This window comes from Streptomyces sp. B8-7, from assembly GCF_058833805.1.
This window is the reverse complement of the sequence record NZ_JBYRRL010000001.1, coordinates 737896-755052: the sequence shown is the minus strand read 5'-3', so window position 1 is coordinate 755052 and position 17157 is coordinate 737896. Positions and strand designations below refer to the sequence as shown.

Annotated in this window: 14 protein-coding genes; all 14 read right to left on the bottom strand. The window is 70.3% G+C overall.

Annotated elements, in window-relative coordinates; genetic code table 11:
- Positions 1 to 95: 95 nt before the first annotated feature.
- Positions 96 to 902, bottom strand: coding sequence for a TIGR03936 family radical SAM-associated protein (locus AC5K6T_RS03180; RefSeq protein WP_493205402.1), 807 nt, complete (start codon positions 900 to 902; stop codon positions 96 to 98).
- 46 nt (positions 903 to 948) lie between these two features.
- Complete coding sequence (locus AC5K6T_RS03175; RefSeq protein WP_493205401.1) at positions 949 to 2196, bottom strand: hypothetical protein; 1248 nt, start codon at positions 2194 to 2196, stop codon at positions 949 to 951.
- Positions 2197 to 2425: 229 nt separating this feature from the next.
- Positions 2426 to 2728 (bottom strand): DUF1540 domain-containing protein, encoded by a 303-nt coding sequence (locus tag AC5K6T_RS03170; protein WP_493205399.1) that lies wholly within the window; start codon positions 2726 to 2728, stop codon positions 2426 to 2428.
- A gap of 254 nt (positions 2729 to 2982) precedes the next feature.
- Positions 2983 to 4182, bottom strand: a complete 1200-nt coding sequence (locus AC5K6T_RS03165) for a hypothetical protein (RefSeq protein ID WP_493205398.1) — start codon at positions 4180 to 4182, stop codon at positions 2983 to 2985.
- Between the two features lie 294 nt (positions 4183 to 4476).
- The gene (locus AC5K6T_RS03160; RefSeq protein ID WP_493205396.1) at positions 4477 to 4896 is read right to left on the bottom strand and encodes a hypothetical protein; all 420 of its coding nucleotides are present in this window, start codon (positions 4894 to 4896) and stop codon (positions 4477 to 4479) included.
- Positions 4897 to 5352: 456 nt separating this feature from the next.
- On the bottom strand, positions 5353 to 7326 hold the full coding sequence (locus AC5K6T_RS03155) for a TIGR03960 family B12-binding radical SAM protein (protein WP_493205394.1): 1974 nt from the start codon (positions 7324 to 7326) through the stop codon (positions 5353 to 5355).
- Between the two features lie 82 nt (positions 7327 to 7408).
- Positions 7409 to 9223: a CYTH and CHAD domain-containing protein gene (locus tag AC5K6T_RS03150; RefSeq protein WP_493205393.1), complete on the bottom strand. Its 1815-nt coding sequence runs from the start codon at positions 9221 to 9223 to the stop codon at positions 7409 to 7411.
- Positions 9224 to 9307: 84 nt separating this feature from the next.
- Positions 9308 to 10507, bottom strand: a complete 1200-nt coding sequence (gene rodA / locus AC5K6T_RS03145) for a rod shape-determining protein RodA (protein WP_493205391.1) — start codon at positions 10505 to 10507, stop codon at positions 9308 to 9310.
- The gene (gene mrdA, locus AC5K6T_RS03140; RefSeq protein ID WP_493205389.1) at positions 10504 to 12807 is read right to left on the bottom strand and encodes a penicillin-binding protein 2; all 2304 of its coding nucleotides are present in this window, start codon (positions 12805 to 12807) and stop codon (positions 10504 to 10506) included. The genes rodA and mrdA overlap by 4 nt, the downstream gene beginning before the upstream one ends.
- A gap of 191 nt (positions 12808 to 12998) precedes the next feature.
- Complete coding sequence (gene mreD / locus AC5K6T_RS03135; protein WP_493205388.1) at positions 12999 to 13676, bottom strand: rod shape-determining protein MreD; 678 nt, start codon at positions 13674 to 13676, stop codon at positions 12999 to 13001.
- A gap of 14 nt (positions 13677 to 13690) precedes the next feature.
- Positions 13691 to 14635, bottom strand: coding sequence for a rod shape-determining protein MreC (mreC, locus tag AC5K6T_RS03130; protein WP_493205386.1), 945 nt, complete (start codon positions 14633 to 14635; stop codon positions 13691 to 13693).
- 155 nt (positions 14636 to 14790) lie between these two features.
- On the bottom strand, positions 14791 to 15810 hold the full coding sequence (locus AC5K6T_RS03125; protein WP_006133575.1) for a rod shape-determining protein: 1020 nt from the start codon (positions 15808 to 15810) through the stop codon (positions 14791 to 14793).
- A gap of 273 nt (positions 15811 to 16083) precedes the next feature.
- A complete protein-coding gene (gene ndk, locus AC5K6T_RS03120) occupies positions 16084 to 16497 on the bottom strand; it encodes a nucleoside-diphosphate kinase (RefSeq protein WP_493205385.1) in 414 nt (137 codons plus the stop codon).
- A 313-nt stretch (positions 16498 to 16810) separates the two neighbouring features.
- The gene (locus AC5K6T_RS03115) at positions 16811 to 17152 is read right to left on the bottom strand and encodes a DUF4233 domain-containing protein (protein WP_493205383.1); all 342 of its coding nucleotides are present in this window, start codon (positions 17150 to 17152) and stop codon (positions 16811 to 16813) included.
- Positions 17153 to 17157: the final 5 nt, after the last annotated feature.

Genomic DNA, 17157 nt, shown 5'->3' with positions numbered 1-17157 from the left:
CCTGGCGAAAGTCTTCTGGTGGGTGCGCTGCCCGACCCAGGTGGCTCCCGAGTACGAGGGCGGCGCTTCGACGTCCGTCCCTTCGCGGGACTTCCCTACGCAGGCTCCTTCGCGGCGGCAGTCGCCGCGGCCGGATGGGCCGCTGCTGCCTCGCGGTCGGGCGCGAGCGGGTCGGTCACCGTGCCGGTCTCTTCATCGAACAGCCCCTGCGCCAGCCTGGTCACCGCTGCGGGGACCGGCGGCGCCAGGTCGGCCACGGCGCGAAGACCGGACAGGACGTCGTCGGGTCGCACGGCAGGCGTCACGTGCCGAACAACCAGCCGCAGTATCGCACAGGGCCGGTCGCTCGGCCTATCAGCCGGCGAACGATGCGTTTCCGAGCGGTCCCCGCCGGTCTCCGGCGCGGTCTCCGCCGCGCTGTCCAGGGCGACTACCGCGGGGCGGGCGTCGAAGACGCGGATGCCGTTCTTCGTCATCCGCTCGACCTCGACGGTCTCGGCGCCGTTGAAGGCGGCCACCGCACGACTCGCGTCCGCCGGGTCCACGCCGTCCAGGCGCAGCTCCCACACGGAGGCGGTGAGCCGGTCGGCGAGCCCCGGGGTACGGGCCTCGACCGCCTCGGTCACGTCGAGCCCGGGGGGCAGCGACGCGTCGAGGAGGGCGCGCAGTGTCTCCGGGTCGCGCGCTTCGGCGAGCGCGATCTCCAGATACTCCGCCTCACTGCCCGTGCCGGTGGGTGCGGCATTGGCGTAGGACACCTTGGGATGCGGCGTGAAACCGGCCGAGTAGGCCATCGGGACCTCGGCGCGGCGCAGCGCACGCTCGAACGCGCGCTGGAAGTCGCGGTGGCTGGTGAACCTCAGGCGGCCGCGCTTGGTGTAACGCAGTCGGATGCGCTGCACCGCGGGTGCCGGCGGCGGGCCTTCGGGCTGTCGCTTGCCCAGTGTCCTAGTCCTTCGTGAGAACGGTCGTACTGCTACCTAGAGTACGTGCCTCGCGGGCCTCGGGTTCCCGCCGGACCTCTTCCACCCTCTGCCGGGGCTCTCCGAAGAGCACCCGGCGGACGTCTGCGCGGGCCTGCCGGGCGGCTTCCCGTGCCGCCGCGAGGGCCTGCCCGGCGGTTTCCCACGCCACCGCGAGGGTCTGCCGGGTCACCCTGCCCACGGTGCGCGCGGCCTCGGCGGCAGGGCGCAGCACGATGTCGCGGACGGCGTGCCCGACGGGTGTGAGGACCGTCCGGTACACCCAGCGCACGGGCTCGACGACGATCCTCCGGAAGGCGGCGGCGAGGAACCGGCCGACGGCGCGCGACAGGTAGCCCGCCACCCGCCAGGCGTGCCCGAGCGCCTCGCCCGTCTCCCGCGCCACGACCGCGAGCAGGCGGCCCGCCGGCACCAGCACGTGCCGCCACAGGGCGGCCAGCGGCAGCGCGACCAGCACCCGCGCGGTCCAGTACAGGGCGGCCCCGGTCGCCGTGGCGGCCGTGACGAGCACCCGCCACAGGCCGCGGGCGCACCAGGCGGTCACGTGCCCCAGCGGCGTGAGCACCCGGCGGTACAACCACCCGGCGGGCACCACGACGAGGTATCGCACGACGAGGACGACGACGGCGAGCACCGCCGCCACGAGGTACAGCGCCCCGCGCCCGGCCGGCACGAGCAGCCGCGCGCAGAGCCGGCCGAGTGCGGCGGCCGTCCCCCGCAGCGCCCGGGCGAGGACCGCGGCGACACCGCGCACCGCCCGGGCGAGGACCGCTCCGGCACCACGCACCGCCCGGGCGAGGACCGCACCGGCACCACGCACCGCCCGGGCGACGACGTGCCCGGACGGCACCAGCACGGTCCGGTACAGCCACCCGGCCGGCACGGCGACGAGCACCCGCCCGAGCCGGGCGAGTCCGGCGCCGAGCCGGCGCAGCACCCAGCCGAGGGCGTGCCCGGACGGCGCCAGCACGTACCGCCACAGGGCGGCCAGCGGCAGGACGAACACGGCCCGCCCGGCCCACAGCAGCGCCCGGCCCAGAGGCCGCAGCACGGCGTCGTTCAGCAGCCGTCCCGCCGCGACCAGGACGTCCCAGGCCATGCGCACGGGAACGACCAGGACGAGCACGACGATCCGCACGGGCAGGCGGACGGCGGTGACCAGGCACCCCTCCGCCCCGCGAGGAGGCTCGGGCGACGGCTTCTGCGGTTCCATACCCCCAAGGACGCGTCTCCCGCCCCTGCGGATCACCGCCCCGCGTTGCGAAGCAGTCACGGCCCCGCCGCTCCTTGGCGGCCACCACCGGCGGCAGCCCGGCGAGGGCGCAGCGGCAGGGCCACGGCCCACGCCGACGGGCCCGTGCCAGGGCTCGCGCCGGGAACGAGGCGGTGGCGCGCGGGGCGTGGGGCGTGGGGCCCGGGGCCTGGGGCGTGGGGCTTGGTGGTCAGGCCGGGGAGTAGGAGAGGCAGTCGATCTCGTTCTCGTGGAATCCCACGGTGATCGCCGACGCGTGGCACTCCAGGCCGACGTTGTGCCGGCAGTCGGCCATCTTGCAGGCGCCCACACGGCCGGTGACGGACGGCTCGCCGCCCGCCATGTCCGTGCTCACGTACGTGTCGCAGACGGCGCTGCGGACGTCCCCGACCGTGATGGCCGCGGCATGGCAGGTGTGCTCGGTGTTGTAGGCGCAGTTCTCGGCCGCGCAGTCGTCGACGAGGGGCAGGTGCATCACCGGTGCGCTCGACATGTGACGTGGTCCTTCCGTGTCCGTCGCGGAACGGGCCGGCGTGGCCGCGCGACCGCCCGGCCCGGGCGGAGCGCCGTACGCCGGTGACGCCGGTCGACGACGTGCTCGTCCGCCGGACGGAACAGCCCCGCTACGCCGCCGGCCCCCGCCTCCACCCTCCGCCATCCGCGTCGCCACGGCATCCCGAACGCCCCGGCGGGCCCGCCCGTTGCACTCGCACCCCAGGACGACAGAGGCTCATCGGGCCAGCCGTCCTACGGATCTAGACGGTATTCAGCGATCACTTGTCTGAATTCGTCACGAACCAGAGGATCGACTGATTCGATTTCGACGCCATGACTCGACGCCCCTTGCCGCGACCCGTATTTCGTTTCCAGATAGGGGGCTTCTTTCGGCAACATGTCGAGCTTCAATACCGTCTGCGCAAATGGACCATCATCAAGCTTACTCCTGATCCAACTTTCAGGAGGAAAATCTCGCCGCGAGCAGGAGTTGAGAGAGGATTTCGCCCTGCAGTGCGCAAGCTTGGAGTCGCCACCCGGGGTGACCATGGAGATATACGCAGTCAGTCGAACCAGATCCTGCCGATGCTCTCGCGCATCGAAGACAAATGAACGAGATAGACTCTCTCCCGGACCCAGACTGTCTCCAGAAGCGAGAATGTCATCGGTCGTCAGAAGCGCAACGAAGCGACCAGGGTGCCGCCTATCCTTGCCTGACAGATCCAGGACATCTCGCGCCTGACTCCGCGCCATGTCGACCGGCGACCCGATCCGATGCTCAGTCACCACATAAACAGCCCGAAGAACCTGAGCAGAGGACTCGCCGTTGTTCTTCAGTGTGACGACACCTTTCAAGCGAGCGACACCGTTCACTGAATCCACTCTTTCAACATTTGTTGAAACATCTACACGGGGACGCTCATTGGCAGGCTTGTAGAACGCAGTATATGCGAACTGCAGGAACCCCAGCACGGGCAGGAGTGACCCCACGGCAATCCACCCGAATCCCACACGCCCCATCACTAGCGCCCGAACCAGCAATCCGACCGCGAACAGGAAACCCACACAGGCGGACGCCAACAGCATCCCGTCAGGCCTCCACTCCGTGGAAGGGCTTTTTAGTTCAATCCAGATAGGAATGAACAACATAGGAAGGGCGGCCGCTTCAGCGGCCAGAACGAGGGGGTCGGCCCAAAGGTCTCGTTTCCCCAATCCCGGCAAAACCAGCTGCCCAGGCTGCGCAAGCCCTAACAGTCGAGTCGCCACTCTGAAGAGAGCCGCGACACTGAGTACAGCGATCACGAATCGCAGGGTTGCAGAAATGACCGTATGCCTGCCATAATCGATGAAATCTACGTACGCACTGAAAGAGAACGCAATGGTATTGACAAGCAAAGACAGTACTAGGGCGGAGTTTTTCGCGATTTCCTTTACGTCATGCGCTGTCGGCATGCCACGAGCGTAAAGAAGGAACGGCTCTCACACTAGCGACACGCTGCAACTCCCCAAGCATGCAGCCAGACTCCAAATCTCGTTCAATGCTAAAGGAGTCAGATCGGCGTCCTGAGCCGATCTGGGAAGTCACTGAGCTTCTTCGACGTTGCCGCTCGAAGGGTGCTTCGGCGGCCGACGTCGTGCAGTTCCGGCCGCATCGGGATCGGCGAGTGATCCGCCATGACCTCGTGGCGTGATCCCGAACCCGTCGGCGATCCTCGTCGGTTGCCGACCCAGCCACCGCCGACCTACTCAGAAGCTGGCGGTCCGGTTGAAGCTGGTGATGTTGAGTGTGACGCCTTGCATGGTCTTGAGCGTCGTGGGGTACTCGCCCTGGGCCGTCTGGCCGGGTTGTACGTCGGTCTCCAGCTGACTCCCGTTCGCCAGTCGGGTTCCGTCGGCGTCGACAGCCTCCCAGTCCCATGAGTAGTCGGACTTCTCGCTGCTGCTGTTCTTGATCGTCCAAACGATCCAGATGTTGGTGATCCCGGCCTGTGAACGATCGTCCAGCTGGAAGCTGATGAGGTCCGCTCGCTCGCCCTGCGGCTCCTGCGAGGTCGTCGCGTTCCGCGGCGTGTCACGCGGCGTGGTGCTGCTGGGCGCCGGTGTCGTGCTCTCGTCGCCGCCGCCCCCTGCAACGACAAGCACCACAACCACGACGATGACGATCACCGCGGCCAGAGCTCCGACGCACCCCCACAGACAGCCACGACTCGGCCGGCTCTTCCGCGGCGGCGCGGCAGGGGGCTGCGGCTGCCCAGGAGGAAGGGAGCCGTCTCCCCTGCTCTCCCACCGGGAACTGTCCGCAGGTGGCTCGCGTTCCGGCATGGCTACCTCCTACGCAGCGCGTACGGCCACGCTAGGAATCCGCCGGAAGCCGTGCGAGCGGAAAGGGGCCACTCGGGCGACGGCAGCACCTCGTGCGCTGCCGTCGGGACCGGCAGCCCCCGGATCCACTGCACCTCCGCGTGGACGGTCGCGGACCCCGGGCGGGCGGCCGCGGCGGCGGCGCGCGCACGCTCCCCGCCGGCCGTGCTCGGCACCCGGCGCTCGCGGGACGGCTGCCGCTTCCGCCTCGCCGGCTCCCGCAGGGCACGCGCGAGGCGCCGCGACGCCTCGCCGCTCTCGTCAGTGAGTGTGTCCGCTGCCAGCCCCGGCGTCCTGCTTGACCGTCAGCGGGAGCAGCTTCTTGCCGGTCGGGCCGATCTGAATCGCCGTGTCCATGGCAGGACAGACCCCGCAGTCGAAGCACGGGGTCCAGCGGCAGTCCTCGACCTCTGTTTCGTCGAGGGCGTCCTGCCAGTCCTCCCAGAGCCAGTCCTTGTCGAGGCCGGAGTCGAGGTGGTCCCAGGGGAGGACCTCCTCGTAGGCGCGCTCGCGGGTGGTGTACCAGGCGACGTCGACGCCGAAGGGGGTGAGTGCCTTGTCGGCGCAGTTCATCCAGCGGTCGTAGGAGAAGTGCTCGCGCCAGCCGTCGAAGCGGCCGCCGTCCTCGTAGACCGCGCGGATGACGGCGCCCACGCGGCGGTCGCCGCGGGAGAGGAGGCCCTCGACGATGCCGGGCTTGCCGTCGTGGTAGCGGAAGCCGATGGAGCGGCCGTACTTCCTGTCGCCGCGGATCTTGTCGCGGAGCTTCTCCAGGCGGGCGTCGGTCTCCTCGGCGGAGAGCTGGGGCGCCCACTGGAAGGGGGTGTGCGGCTTGGGCACGAAGCCGCCGATGGACACCGTGCAGCGGATGTCGTTCGACTTGGAGACCTCGCGGCCCTTCTGGATGACGCGCGTGGCCATGTCGGCGATCTGGAGCACGTCGTCGTCGGTCTCGGTGGGCAGGCCGCACATGAAGTACAGCTTCACCTGGCGCCAGCCGTTGCCGTAGGCGGTGGCGACGGTGCGGATCAGGTCCTCTTCCGAGACCATCTTGTTGATGACCTTGCGCATGCGCTCGGAGCCGCCCTCGGGGGCGAAGGTCAGGCCGGAGCGGCGGCCGTTGCGGGTCAGCTCGTTCGCCAGGTCGACGTTGAAGGCGTCCACGCGGGTGGAGGGCAGCGAGAGGCCGATCTTGTCCTTCTCGTAGCGGTCCGCGAGTCCCTTGGCCACGTCGCCGATCTCGGAGTGGTCCGCGGAGGACAGCGACAGCAGGCCGACCTCCTCGAAGCCGGTCGCCTTCAGACCGCGGTCGACCATCTCGCCGATGCCGGTGATCGAGCGTTCCCGCACCGGACGGGTGATCATGCCCGCCTGGCAGAAGCGGCAGCCGCGGGTGCAGCCGCGGAAGATCTCCACCGACATCCGCTCGTGGACCGTCTCGGCCAGCGGGACCAGCGGCTGCTTCGGATAGGGCCACTCGTCGAGGTCCATGACCGTGTGCTTCGACACGCGCCACGGCACGCCGCTGCGGTTCGGGACGACGCGGCCGATCCGGCCGTCGGGCAGGTACTCCACGTCGTAGAACGCCGGGATGTACACCGAGCCGGTCTTCGCCAGCCGCAGCAGCACCTCCTCGCGGCCGCCGGGGCGGCCCTCCGCCTTCCAGGCGCGGATGATGCCGGTCATGTCGAGGACGGCCTGCTCACCGTCGCCGATGACGACCGCGTCGACGAAGTCGGCGATCGGCTCCGGGTTGAACGCGGCGTGGCCGCCGGCGAGCACGATCGGGTCGTCCAGCCCGCGATCCCGGGACTCCAGCGGGATGCCCGCCAGGTCCAGTGCGGCGAGCATGTTCGTGTAGCCGAGCTCGGTGGAGAAGCTGAGGCCGAACACGTCGAAGGCGCCGACCGGCCGGTGGCTGTCCACGGTGAACTGCGGCACCCCGTGCTCGCGCATGAGCGCCTCCAGGTCCGGCCACACGCTGTAGGTGCGCTCGGCGAGGACGCCCTCCTGCTCGTTGAGGACCTCGTAGAGGATCATGACGCCCTGGTTGGGCAGGCCGACCTCGTACGCGTCGGGGTACATCAGCGCCCAGCGGACGTCGCAGGACTCCCACGGCTTGACCGTGGAGTTGAGCTCTCCTCCGACGTACTGGATCGGCTTCTGCACATGCGGGAGCAGCGCTTCGAGCTGCGGAAACACGGATTCGGCGGCCGCAGCGGTTTCGGCAGGCATCTCGCGAACCTTCATGGGGCTGGACGGAACGGACAGGGGGTGACCCTCAAGACTAACGCGCCCGTCGGGCCGCCCCGCACGCTCAGACGCCGGTCCCCGAGGTGATCGCGGCCCACTGCTCCGGCAGCGCCTCCTCGTCCCGGGCCGCCCGCAGCTCCTCCCGCCCGTACAGCACGCCGTAGGTGAAGGAGCTCTCCTGCGCCGCCTGGGCCTGCGCGGCGAGCTCGCGCAGCGCGGCCCGGGTCATGACGCTGTCCTGGTGGTCGCCGAGGAGGTTCTGGAGGGACTTCATCGACTTCACCAGCCCGGCGGCCGGGTCCCCGAGCGCGGGCACCCCCGCCTCGGCCGCGTACCGGGTGCGCTTGGCCTTCTTGCGGGCCTCGTGCAGGGCGAGGTCGCGCTCGTGGCCGGGGGCCAGCTCCAGGGCGTGCTCGACACGGCGGGACAGCTTCCGCAGGTCCTTGCGCACGGCCTTGCGGACGGCCTTCTCCGGAGCGCTGGTGGCCGCCTTCAAGAGCGGCGGGTCGGCGATCAGCGCGTCCAGCGTGTCGAGGAGCCGCAGGTAGCGCCTGCCGTCCAGGACGGCGATCAGCCGCCGCCGTGATCCCCCGCGCCGGGCGTGCGTCCAGGTGCGCAGCCGGCCGCGCACGGGTCCGGTGAGCAGTGTGCGGGGCAGGTCGTCGAGAGCGGCGGTGATCCGCTCGGTGAGGACCTCCCGGTCGCGGTCGACGCCGAGCTCCCCGGCGAGCCACTTCAGCTCCTCGCCGACCGGGTCCGTCACCGAACGGTCGAGGATCCCCCCGAAGGAGCGGAAGGCGCTGCGCATGCGCCGGGTGGCGACGCGCATGCTGTGCACGGAGTCCTCCAGATCACGGCGTACGGCCGGGTCGTACGCGACGATCGCGTCGCGCTGGGCGCGGACGTACGCGAGGACGTGGTCGCCCGCGCTGTCCGCGGGTCCCGGTGTGCCGCCGCCCCCGCCGACGGCCCCCTCGGCGACGCCGGCGGCGACACCCGACGGCGTGGCCGCGGTGCCTCCGGCGGGCTTCCCGGCCGTCGTCGCCCTTCCGGATGCCGCGGCCTTCCCGGCCTTCCCGGCCTTCCCGGCTTTCCCGGTGCCCCCGGCCTTCCCGGCCTCGCCGCTCCCGGCCTTCGCCTCCTTCCTCGCCTTCCGCCGCTTCGTCTTGTCCTTGTCCTTGTCCTTGCCCTTTGCCTTTGCCTTCTCCTTTGCCTTCTCCTTTGCCTTCCCGTCCCTCCCGCTCCCGGTCCCGGCGTCTCCGCGCTCCGGTGTCTCGTCGGGCCGGGCGGTCTCGGCGAGGGCGCGGGCCAGCTTGGACGCCGACGAGGACGGTCGTACGCCCGCCTTGCCCAGCCGCTCCTCGACCGCGTCGAGGAAGGCCGGGTCCACGTCGTCGGCGAGTTCCACCTCGATCTCGGTCCACTGGGCCAGGCCGCCGCCCGGGGTGAGCCGCTCGGCGCGCACCGCGTCGACGCTGACCTCGGCCAGCAGCCTCCCCTCGGCGTCGGTCAGCTCGCGCACGTCGCGGTCGGAGCGCAGCCGGACGACGGGTTCCAGCGCGGCGTCCCGCACCCGTGAGCGCAGCAGTCCGGCGAGGGCGCGGGGCAGGGTGTCGGAGAGCGGGGCGCTGATCTCGTCGCGCACGCCGGGTGCGACGGGGAACTTGAGGTGCCAGCCCGCGTCGGAGCCTCCGGTGCGCCGGCGCAGGGTGATGGCGTCGGCGGCCAGCCGCTGGTCCGCCGTGTCGTAGTAGGTGGCGTCCAGGTGCGCGACACCCTTGTCCACCACGGCCGCGACTCCGGCGACGCCGGTCAGGTCGGGCAGGCCGCTGTCGTCGGATTCGTACTTCCGCTCGATCTCGCGCTTCGTGTCCGCCATGCACTGAATCTAGTGGCCGACAGGCCAGGACAACAGGGCAAGAAGCGTCAACGAACATCAGGGAAACAGCGGGAAAGCGGACGGCTACGCCGACAGGGGCCGTTGCACCCGGATGGACTGCAGCAGGCCGACCGCGACCCACACGGCGAACATCGACGACCCTCCGTACGACACGAACGGCAGGGGCAGGCCGGTGACCGGCATGATCCCGAGTGTCATCCCGATGTTCTCGAAGGCCTGGAAGGCGAACCAGGCGACAATGCCCGCGGCGACGATCGTGCCGTAGAGCTCGCTGGTCTCGCGGGCGATGCGGCAGGCCCGCCACAGCACCACACCGAGCAACAGGATGATCAGGCCGCCGCCGACGAAGCCGAGTTCCTCGCCCGCGACCGTGAAGACGAAGTCGGTCTGCTGCTCGGGCACGAACTGGCCGGTGGTCTGCGAGCCCTCGAACAGGCCGGAGCCGGTGAGGCCGCCGGAGCCGATGGCGATGCGGGCCTGGTTGGTGTTGTAGCCGACGCCCGAGGGGTCGAGGTCGGGGTTGGCGAAGGCGGCGAAGCGGTTGATCTGGTACTCGTCGAGGACGCCCAGTTGCCAGACGGCCAGCGCGCCGAGCACACCGGTGCCGAGCAGGCCGAACACCCAGCGGTTGGAGGCGCCGGAGGCCAGCAGCACGCCCAGCACGATGATGACCATGACCATGACCGAGCCGAGGTCGGGCATCAGCAGCACGATCAGCATCGGCACGGCCGCCAGGCCCAGCGCCTGGAGCACGGTCCGGTGGTCCGGGTAGGGCTTGTCACCGGCGTCCACTCTGGCCGCGAGCAGCATCGCCATGCCCAGGATGATCGTGATCTTCACGAACTCCGAGGGCTGGAGGGAGAAGCCGCCGCCGAGCACGATCCAGGAGTGTGCGCCGTTGACCGTGGAGCCCAGCGGGGTGAGCACCAGCAGGATGAGGAACACCGAGGCGCCGTACAGCAGGGGCACGGCCGTGCGCAGGGTGCGGTGGCCGAGCCAGACGGTGCCGGCCATCAGGGCGAAGCCGATGCCGGTGTTCATGAGGTGCCGGATGAGGAAGTAGTAGGGGTCGCCCTGGTTGATCTCGGTGCGGTTGCGGGTCGCCGAGAAGACCAGCAGCGAGCCGATGAACGACAGGGCGAGCGCGGCCGTGAGTATCGGCCAGTCCAGCCTGCGGGCGAGCGAGTCGCGGGCGAGCAGGCGCGTCCAGCCGGCCCGTTCGGGGCCGTAGCCGGAGACCTGGAAGCTGTTGGCGCCGGTCATGTGCACTTCCTCCGGCCGGGGCGGCGGGTGCGCCGCCTGCGCCGTGTCTCGCGGTTGTCGGCCTCGGGGGACGGCACGGTGGCCCCGGCGTCCTGCTGCGGGTCGGCAGCCGGGCCGGTCGTGGTCCCGTCGGGGCCGACGACGGCGCCGTCGGCCGTCTCGACGGTGCCCTGCTGGAAGGCCTGCTGGTCCTTCGCCGGGTCCTTGGACAGTTTCGGCGCGGAGATCGAGCCGTCCTTGCGGATCTTCGGCAGGGTCTTCTGCGGGGTCGGCAGCAGGGCGTCCTTGCTGCTGACGGCTCCGTCGTCGGCGACGCCGTACAGGGCGTCGTAGATGTTGCGGACGGCGGGGCCGGAGGCACCGGAGCCGGTACCGCCCTGGGAGATCGTCATGACGATCGCGTAGTCCCTGGTGTACGTGGCGAACCAGGAGGTGGTCTGCTTGCCGTAGACCTCGGCGGTACCGGTCTTGGCGTGCATCTCGATCTCGTCCTGCGGCCAGCCGCCGAACCGCCAGGCGGCCGTACCGCGGGTGGCGACGCCCGCGAGGGCCTCGTCCATCTGGCTCAGGGTGGCCCGGTCCACGGGGAGCTTGCCGTGCGCGCTGGGCTTGATGGGGGTGATGTCCTTGCCGTCGGCGCTGATCACGGCCTTGCCGATGGTCGGGTCGTAGAGCGTGCCGCCGTTGGAGATGGCCGCGTAGATCGTCGCCATCTGGATCGGCGTCACCAGGGTGTCGCCCTGGCCGATGGAGTAGTTGATCTCGTCACCGGCGCGCATCTTGTTGCCTTCGAGGCAGTTCTCGTAGGCGATCCGCTCGACGTAGTCGCCGTCCTTCTTGCCGCTCTTGCACCAGGCGTCCTTGTTGGCCTCCCAGAACCGCTGCTTCCATTCGCGGTCGGGGACCCGGCCGGTGACCTCGTTGGGCAGGTCGATGCCGGTCTCGTCGCCGAGGCCGAACTGGTGCGCGGTCTTGAAGAACCAGTCGTTGGGCTTCTTCTTCGGGTTGATGCCACCGTCCTTCTGCCACTGCGCGTGCGCGAGGCGGTAGTAGACGGTGTCGCAGGAGACCTCCAGGGCGCGGCCGATGCTGATGGGGCCGTGGTTCTGCGACTCGAAGTTCTTGAAGACCTGGCCGCCGACGTTGTACGCGCTGGAGCAGTCGTAGCGGCCGTTGAAGTCGTATCCGGCGCGGACGGCGGCGGCCGAGGAGACCACCTTGAAGATCGAGCCGGGGGCGGCCTGGCCCTGGATGGCGCGGTTCAGCAGGGGGTAGTTGGAGTCCTTGCCGGTGAGCGCGGCGTAGTCCTTGGAGGAGATGCCGCCGACCCAGGCGTTGGGGTCGTAGGTCGGGTTGGAGGCCATGGCGACGATCCGGCCGGTTCTGGCCTCCATCACGACGACGGCGCCCGCGTCGGCCTTGTAGCGCTCCTGGGTGTTGCGGTCCCACTGCTGGCGTGCCGTCTTCATGGCCTCGTTCAGCTCGTACTCCGCGACGCGCTGCACGCGGGCGTCGATGCTGGTGACCAGGTGGGAGCCGGGCTGCGCCGGGTCGGACTCGGCCCGGCCGATGACGCGGCCGAGGTTGTCGACCTCGTAGCGGGTGACGCCGGCCTTGCCGCGGAGTTCCTTGTCGTACTCCCGCTCCAGGCCGGAGCGGCCGACCTGGTCGGAGCGCAGGAAGGGGGAGTCGGTGTCCTTGGCCTTCTGGATCTCCTCGTCGGTGACCGGGGAGAGGTAGCCGAGCACCTGCCCGGTGTTGGCCTTGCCGGGTGCCGGGTAGCGGCGTACGGCCTGCGGCTCGGCGGTGATGCCGGGGAAGTCCTCGGCCCGCTCGCGGATCTGGAGGGCCTGGCGCGGGGTGGCCTCGTCGGTGATGGGGATGGGCTGGTAGGGCGAGCCGTTCCAGCAGGGCTGGGGGGTCTCGGCGTCGCAGAGCCGGACCTTCTCCTTGACCTCCTTGGGCTCCATACCGAGCACACCGGCGAGTTTGGTGAGGACGGCGTCGCCGTCGTCGCGCATCTTCAGCAGGTCGGTGCGGGAGGCGGAGACGACCAGCCGGGTCTCGTTGTCCGCGAGGGGCACGCCGCGCGCGTCCAGGATCGACCCGCGCACGGCGGGCTGGACGACCTGCTGGACGTGGTTGCCGGAGGCCTCCTTGGCGTAGGCCTCGCCCTCACGGATCTGGAGGTACCAGAGCCGGCCGCCGAGCGTGCCGAGCAGGGAGAGGACGAGGATCTGGATCACGACGAGCCTGGTCTGGACGCGTGGGGTCCGCCCGGTCTCGGGAATGTTGGTCACTGCTGCCTCCCCCTTTCAGCCGATGGCCGTGGATGCCGTCGTGCGGACGGCTCGCGCCGCACTCGCGGCCTCCGCCCCGGGCATGGCCTTCGCCCTGCGGACGGCTCCCGCCGTGTGTACGAGTGAGGAACGAAGGGCCGACGCCCGCCGGTTCCGTGCCGCCTCGCCCGAACGGGTGAACTCTGCCGTGCTCACAGCCGTTTGACCCCCTTGATGCGCCCGGCACGCGCCGTGCGCGCGCGGGCCGCCTTCACCTTCAGCCCGATACCGCCGCGCTGTCCGCCGATGCGCAGCCCGGTGCCGGAGGAGAGCCAGCCGGAGGAGATGTCCGAGGACTTGGCGGCCGAGCCCGCCTCGGTGAGCGGGTCGTGGTCGGCGCGGCGGGCCAGCGCCATCACCCCGGGCACCACGAACGGCGCGAGCAGCAGGTCGTACACGGCGGCCGTGAAGAGCAGTCCGGGCAGGCCCACATGGCGGGCGGCCGTGTCGCCGACGAGGGCGCCGACGAGGGCGTACAGCAGGGTGGTGCCGACCGCGGCGACGGCCACCACGGCCAGCGGGGCGGTGGCCGACTTCAGCCGGCCGTTCTCCGGCCTGACGAGTCCGGCGAGGTAGCCGATGACGCACAGCACGAGCGCGTAGCGGCCGGCCGCGTGGTCGGCGGGCGGGGCGAGGTCGGCGAGGAGTCCGGCACCGAAGCCCACGAGGGCGCCGCCGACATGGCCGTAGACCAGGGCGAGGCCGAGCACGGTGAGCAGTACCAGGTCGGGCACGGCGCCGGGCAGGTGCAGCCGGGCGAGCACGCTCACCTGGAGGACCAGGGCGACGACGACGAGGGTGGTGGCCAGCAGAATCCGGTTGAAGCGCATCGAGTTCGGCTCCCCTACTGCTGCTCTTGCTGGAACGGGCCGCCGACGGGTGCGGACGGGGTGACGGTGACCGTCACGGTCGGCGTCGGGGTGGGCTTCGGCTTGGCCGGGAGCACGGTGTCGCGCGGGTCCTTCCCCGGGGCCCGGACGACGACGCCGACGATGTCGAGCTTGGAGAAGCCGACGAACGGGGTGACGTACAGGGTGCGGGTGAGGTCGCCGCCGGAGGGGTCGACGCGGGAGACGACGCCGACCGGGACGCCGGGCACGAACGGCCGGTCGGCCTGGGAGCCGAACGTCACCAGGCGGTCGCCCTTCTTGATGTCGGCCTTGCCGTTGAGCAGTTCGACCCGCAGCGGGCGGTCGCCCTGGCCGGAGGCGAAGCCGAGTTCGTCGCTGCCCTCCATGCGGGTGCCGACGGTGAAGTCGGGGTCGTTGGCGAGCAGCACGGTGGAGGCGTCGGGGCCGACGGTGGTGACGCGGCCGACGAGGCCGTCGCCGTTGAGCACCGTCATGTCGCGCTGGATGCCGTCGTGGGCACCGACGTCGATGGTGATGGTCCAGGAGAATCCCTGGGCCGCTCCTATGGCGATGACCTGGGCGCCCTTGATGCCGTACTGGCCCTCGCCGGCGACCTTCAGCATCCGGTCGAGCTGCTTGAGGCGGCTTCGGTTGCGGTCGTCGCTGCCGAGCCGGGCCTTGAGCGCGGCGTTCTCCGTCTCCAGCCGGGCGATGCGGTCGTGCCGCTCGCCGGAGTCGCGGATGGCGGCGACGGCGTTGCCGACCGGGTCGACGGCCGAGGCGACGCCGTTCTCGATCGGGCCGAAGACGGAGGCCGCGGCCTGGCGGGCACCGTCGACCGGCGAGTCCTCTCCACCGCGGATGTCCACCGTGATCAGCGCGAACGCGATGGCGACCAGCAGCACCAGGAGCAGCCGGCTCTCTCGTGTGTCCCTCACGTGCGGCGGCCGTGCCCTTCTTCGATCGGAGTTCTCGGAGTTCGGGGAGCCCCGGAGGGTTCCGGGGCACTCGTTTTGTGGCAGCTTATGCCTCTATATCAACGATCCGCCGTACGAGAGCAGGTCATCTCGTACGGCGGAATCGAAGAGTTACGTCATCTGCGCGGCTGGGCGTCCAGGACCTGCTGGAGCGCCTCGAACTCCTCCACGCACTTGCCGGAGCCGAGCGCCACGCTGTCCAGCGGGTCCTCGGCGATGTGGATGGGCATGCCGGTCTCCCGGCGCAGCCGCTCGTCGAGGCCGCGCAGCAGGGCTCCGCCGCCGGTCAGCACGATGCCGCGGTCCATGATGTCGCCGGACAGCTCGGGCGGGCACTTGTCCAGGGTCGTCTTCACGGCGTCGACGATGGCGTTGACGGGTTCCTCGATCGCCTTGCGCACTTCGGCGGCGGAGATGACGACGGTCTTGGGCAGCCCGGAGACGAGGTCCCGGCCGCGGATTTCGGTGTGCTCGTCGGTGTCGAGGTCGTACGCCGAGCCGATCGTGATCTTGATCTGTTCGGCCGTGCGCTCACCCAGCAGGAGGGAGTACTCCTTCTTGATGTGCTGGATGATCGCGTTGTCCAGTTCGTCGCCCGCGACGCGGATGGACTGGGCGGTGACGATGCCGCCGAGGGAGATGACCGCGACCTCCGTGGTGCCGCCGCCGATGTCCACCACCATGTTGCCCGTGGCCTCGTGGACCGGCAGGCCGGAGCCGATGGCCGCGGCCATGGGCTCCTCGATGATGTGCACCTGGCGGGCGCCGGCCTGGGACGACGCCTCGATGACGGCACGGCGCTCGACGCCCGTGATGCCGGAGGGCACACAGACGACGACTCGCGGACGGGCCAGATACCGGCGCTTGTGGATCTTCAGGATGAAGTAGCGCAGCATCCGCTCGGTGATCTCGAAGTCGGCGATCACGCCGTCCTTCAGTGGACGCACGGCCACGATGTTGCCGGGGGTCCGCCCGATCATCTTCTTCGCTTCGGCGCCGACCGCGAGGATGCCACCGGTGTTGGTGTTGATCGCGACGACGGACGGCTCGTTGAGTACGATCCCGCGACCCCTGACGTACACCAGCGTGTTGGCGGTCCCGAGGTCGACAGCCATGTCACGGCCGATGAACGACATTGAGTTCCCCATCAGGATTCGTCTGGCCTTCCCACGAGCTTTTGAGGGCTTTTCAGGTTGGCGCGGTGGGTGCTGTGACGCGGAGGCTCCATCGTAGACGGGCCTTCGCGGACCCCGTGTGAGGGTCTTTGCCATTGTCAGCAGATGATGTGCGGGTTCGCTTCTGGAGACGGGCGTTCGGGGACTCACGTTCCCTCGATCGCCGCCCCCATGCCAGAAAAGTCCGGAGCATGCCCCGGACTTTTCGAGCGGCTTGCGGCGAAGAGTACGCGGTCAGGCGCGCCCGGGGAAGAAGATCTTGACCTCGCGTTCGGCGGACTCCTCGGAGTCGGAGGCGTGGATGAGGTTCTCGCGGACGATCACACCGTAGTCGCCGCGGATCGAGCCGGGCGCGGCGGCGACGGGGTCGGTCGGGCCGGCCAGCTGCCGCACGCCCTCGATGACCCGCTCCCCCTCGACGATCATCGCGACGACCGGGCCGGACAGCATGAACTCGACCAGCGGCTCGTAGAAGGGGCGGCCCACGTGCTCCGCGTAGTGCTGTTCCAGGGTGGCGCGCTCCAGGGTCCGCAGCTCCAGTGCCGTGATCCGCCAGCCCGCCTTGCGCTCGATGCGGCCGATGATCTCACCCGTCAGCGAGCGGCGGACGGCGTCCGGCTTCAGCAGGACGAGGGTGCGCTGGGTCATGGTGTTCGGCTCCTTGCAGGCCAGGGACTGTGCGATGGGGCCGAGGCTACCGGGTGGGGCCGAGCGGGCGGCACCCGGACCGCCGGGAGGGCGCCCCCGGGGCAGCGGGGACCGTGACCGGTCGTGCCCCCGGCACGGAAGACCGGTCGTGCCCCGCGCGCGAGGGAGCGCCGGCACACAGCAGGCACGGCGACACGAAGCCCGGGAGGCACCGGACGCACGGGAAGCAGCGCAGGCACCGGAAGCGCTGGAAGCACCGGAAGCACCGCAAGCGCTGGAAGCACCGGAAGCGCCGGAAGCGCCGGCAACTCCCCTACCGGGCCTCGGCCTCCGCCGCGAAACGGGCCTTCGCCTCGTCGACCTTCCGGCCGAAGTGCACCGATGCCCACCACAGCGCGGCGAACATCGCGCCCAGCACGAACATCATCGGCACCACGAGCCCGGACGCGATCAGGCCGAGCTGCAGCGTCCAGCCGAGCGCGACGCCGCCCGGCCGGGTCACCAGGCCGCACAGCAGCAGGCAGAAGGCCATGGCGATGCCGCTGACCGTCCAGACCGTCCCCATGGACAGATCCGGGTCCTTCATCGCGACGAGCGCGGCGAAGCCGATCACGAAGAACTCGCTGATCAGGGTCGAGGAGCACAGCGTACGCATCGGAG

Excerpts from the sequence above, each read along its gene's own strand:
- AC5K6T_RS03175 (WP_493205401.1), bottom strand. The coding sequence starts at position 2,196 with ATGGAACCGCAGAAGCCGTCGCCCGAGCCTCCTCGCGGGGCGGAGGGG.
- AC5K6T_RS03170 (WP_493205399.1), bottom strand. The coding sequence starts at position 2,728 with ATGTCGAGCGCACCGGTGATGCACCTGCCCCTCGTCGACGACTGCGCG.
- AC5K6T_RS03165 (WP_493205398.1), bottom strand. The coding sequence starts at position 4,182 with ATGCCGACAGCGCATGACGTAAAGGAAATCGCGAAAAACTCCGCCCTA.
- AC5K6T_RS03155 (WP_493205394.1), bottom strand. The coding sequence starts at position 7,326 with ATGCCTGCCGAAACCGCTGCGGCCGCCGAATCCGTGTTTCCGCAGCTC.
- AC5K6T_RS03150 (WP_493205393.1), bottom strand. The coding sequence starts at position 9,223 with ATGGCGGACACGAAGCGCGAGATCGAGCGGAAGTACGAATCCGACGAC.
- rodA (WP_493205391.1), bottom strand. The coding sequence starts at position 10,507 with ATGACCGGCGCCAACAGCTTCCAGGTCTCCGGCTACGGCCCCGAACGG.
- mreD (WP_493205388.1), bottom strand. The coding sequence starts at position 13,676 with ATGCGCTTCAACCGGATTCTGCTGGCCACCACCCTCGTCGTCGTCGCC.
- AC5K6T_RS03125 (WP_006133575.1), bottom strand. The coding sequence starts at position 15,810 with ATGTCGTTCATCGGCCGTGACATGGCTGTCGACCTCGGGACCGCCAAC.
- ndk (WP_493205385.1), bottom strand. The coding sequence starts at position 16,497 with ATGACCCAGCGCACCCTCGTCCTGCTGAAGCCGGACGCCGTCCGCCGC.
- AC5K6T_RS03115 (WP_493205383.1), bottom strand. The coding sequence starts at position 17,152 with ATGCGTACGCTGTGCTCCTCGACCCTGATCAGCGAGTTCTTCGTGATC.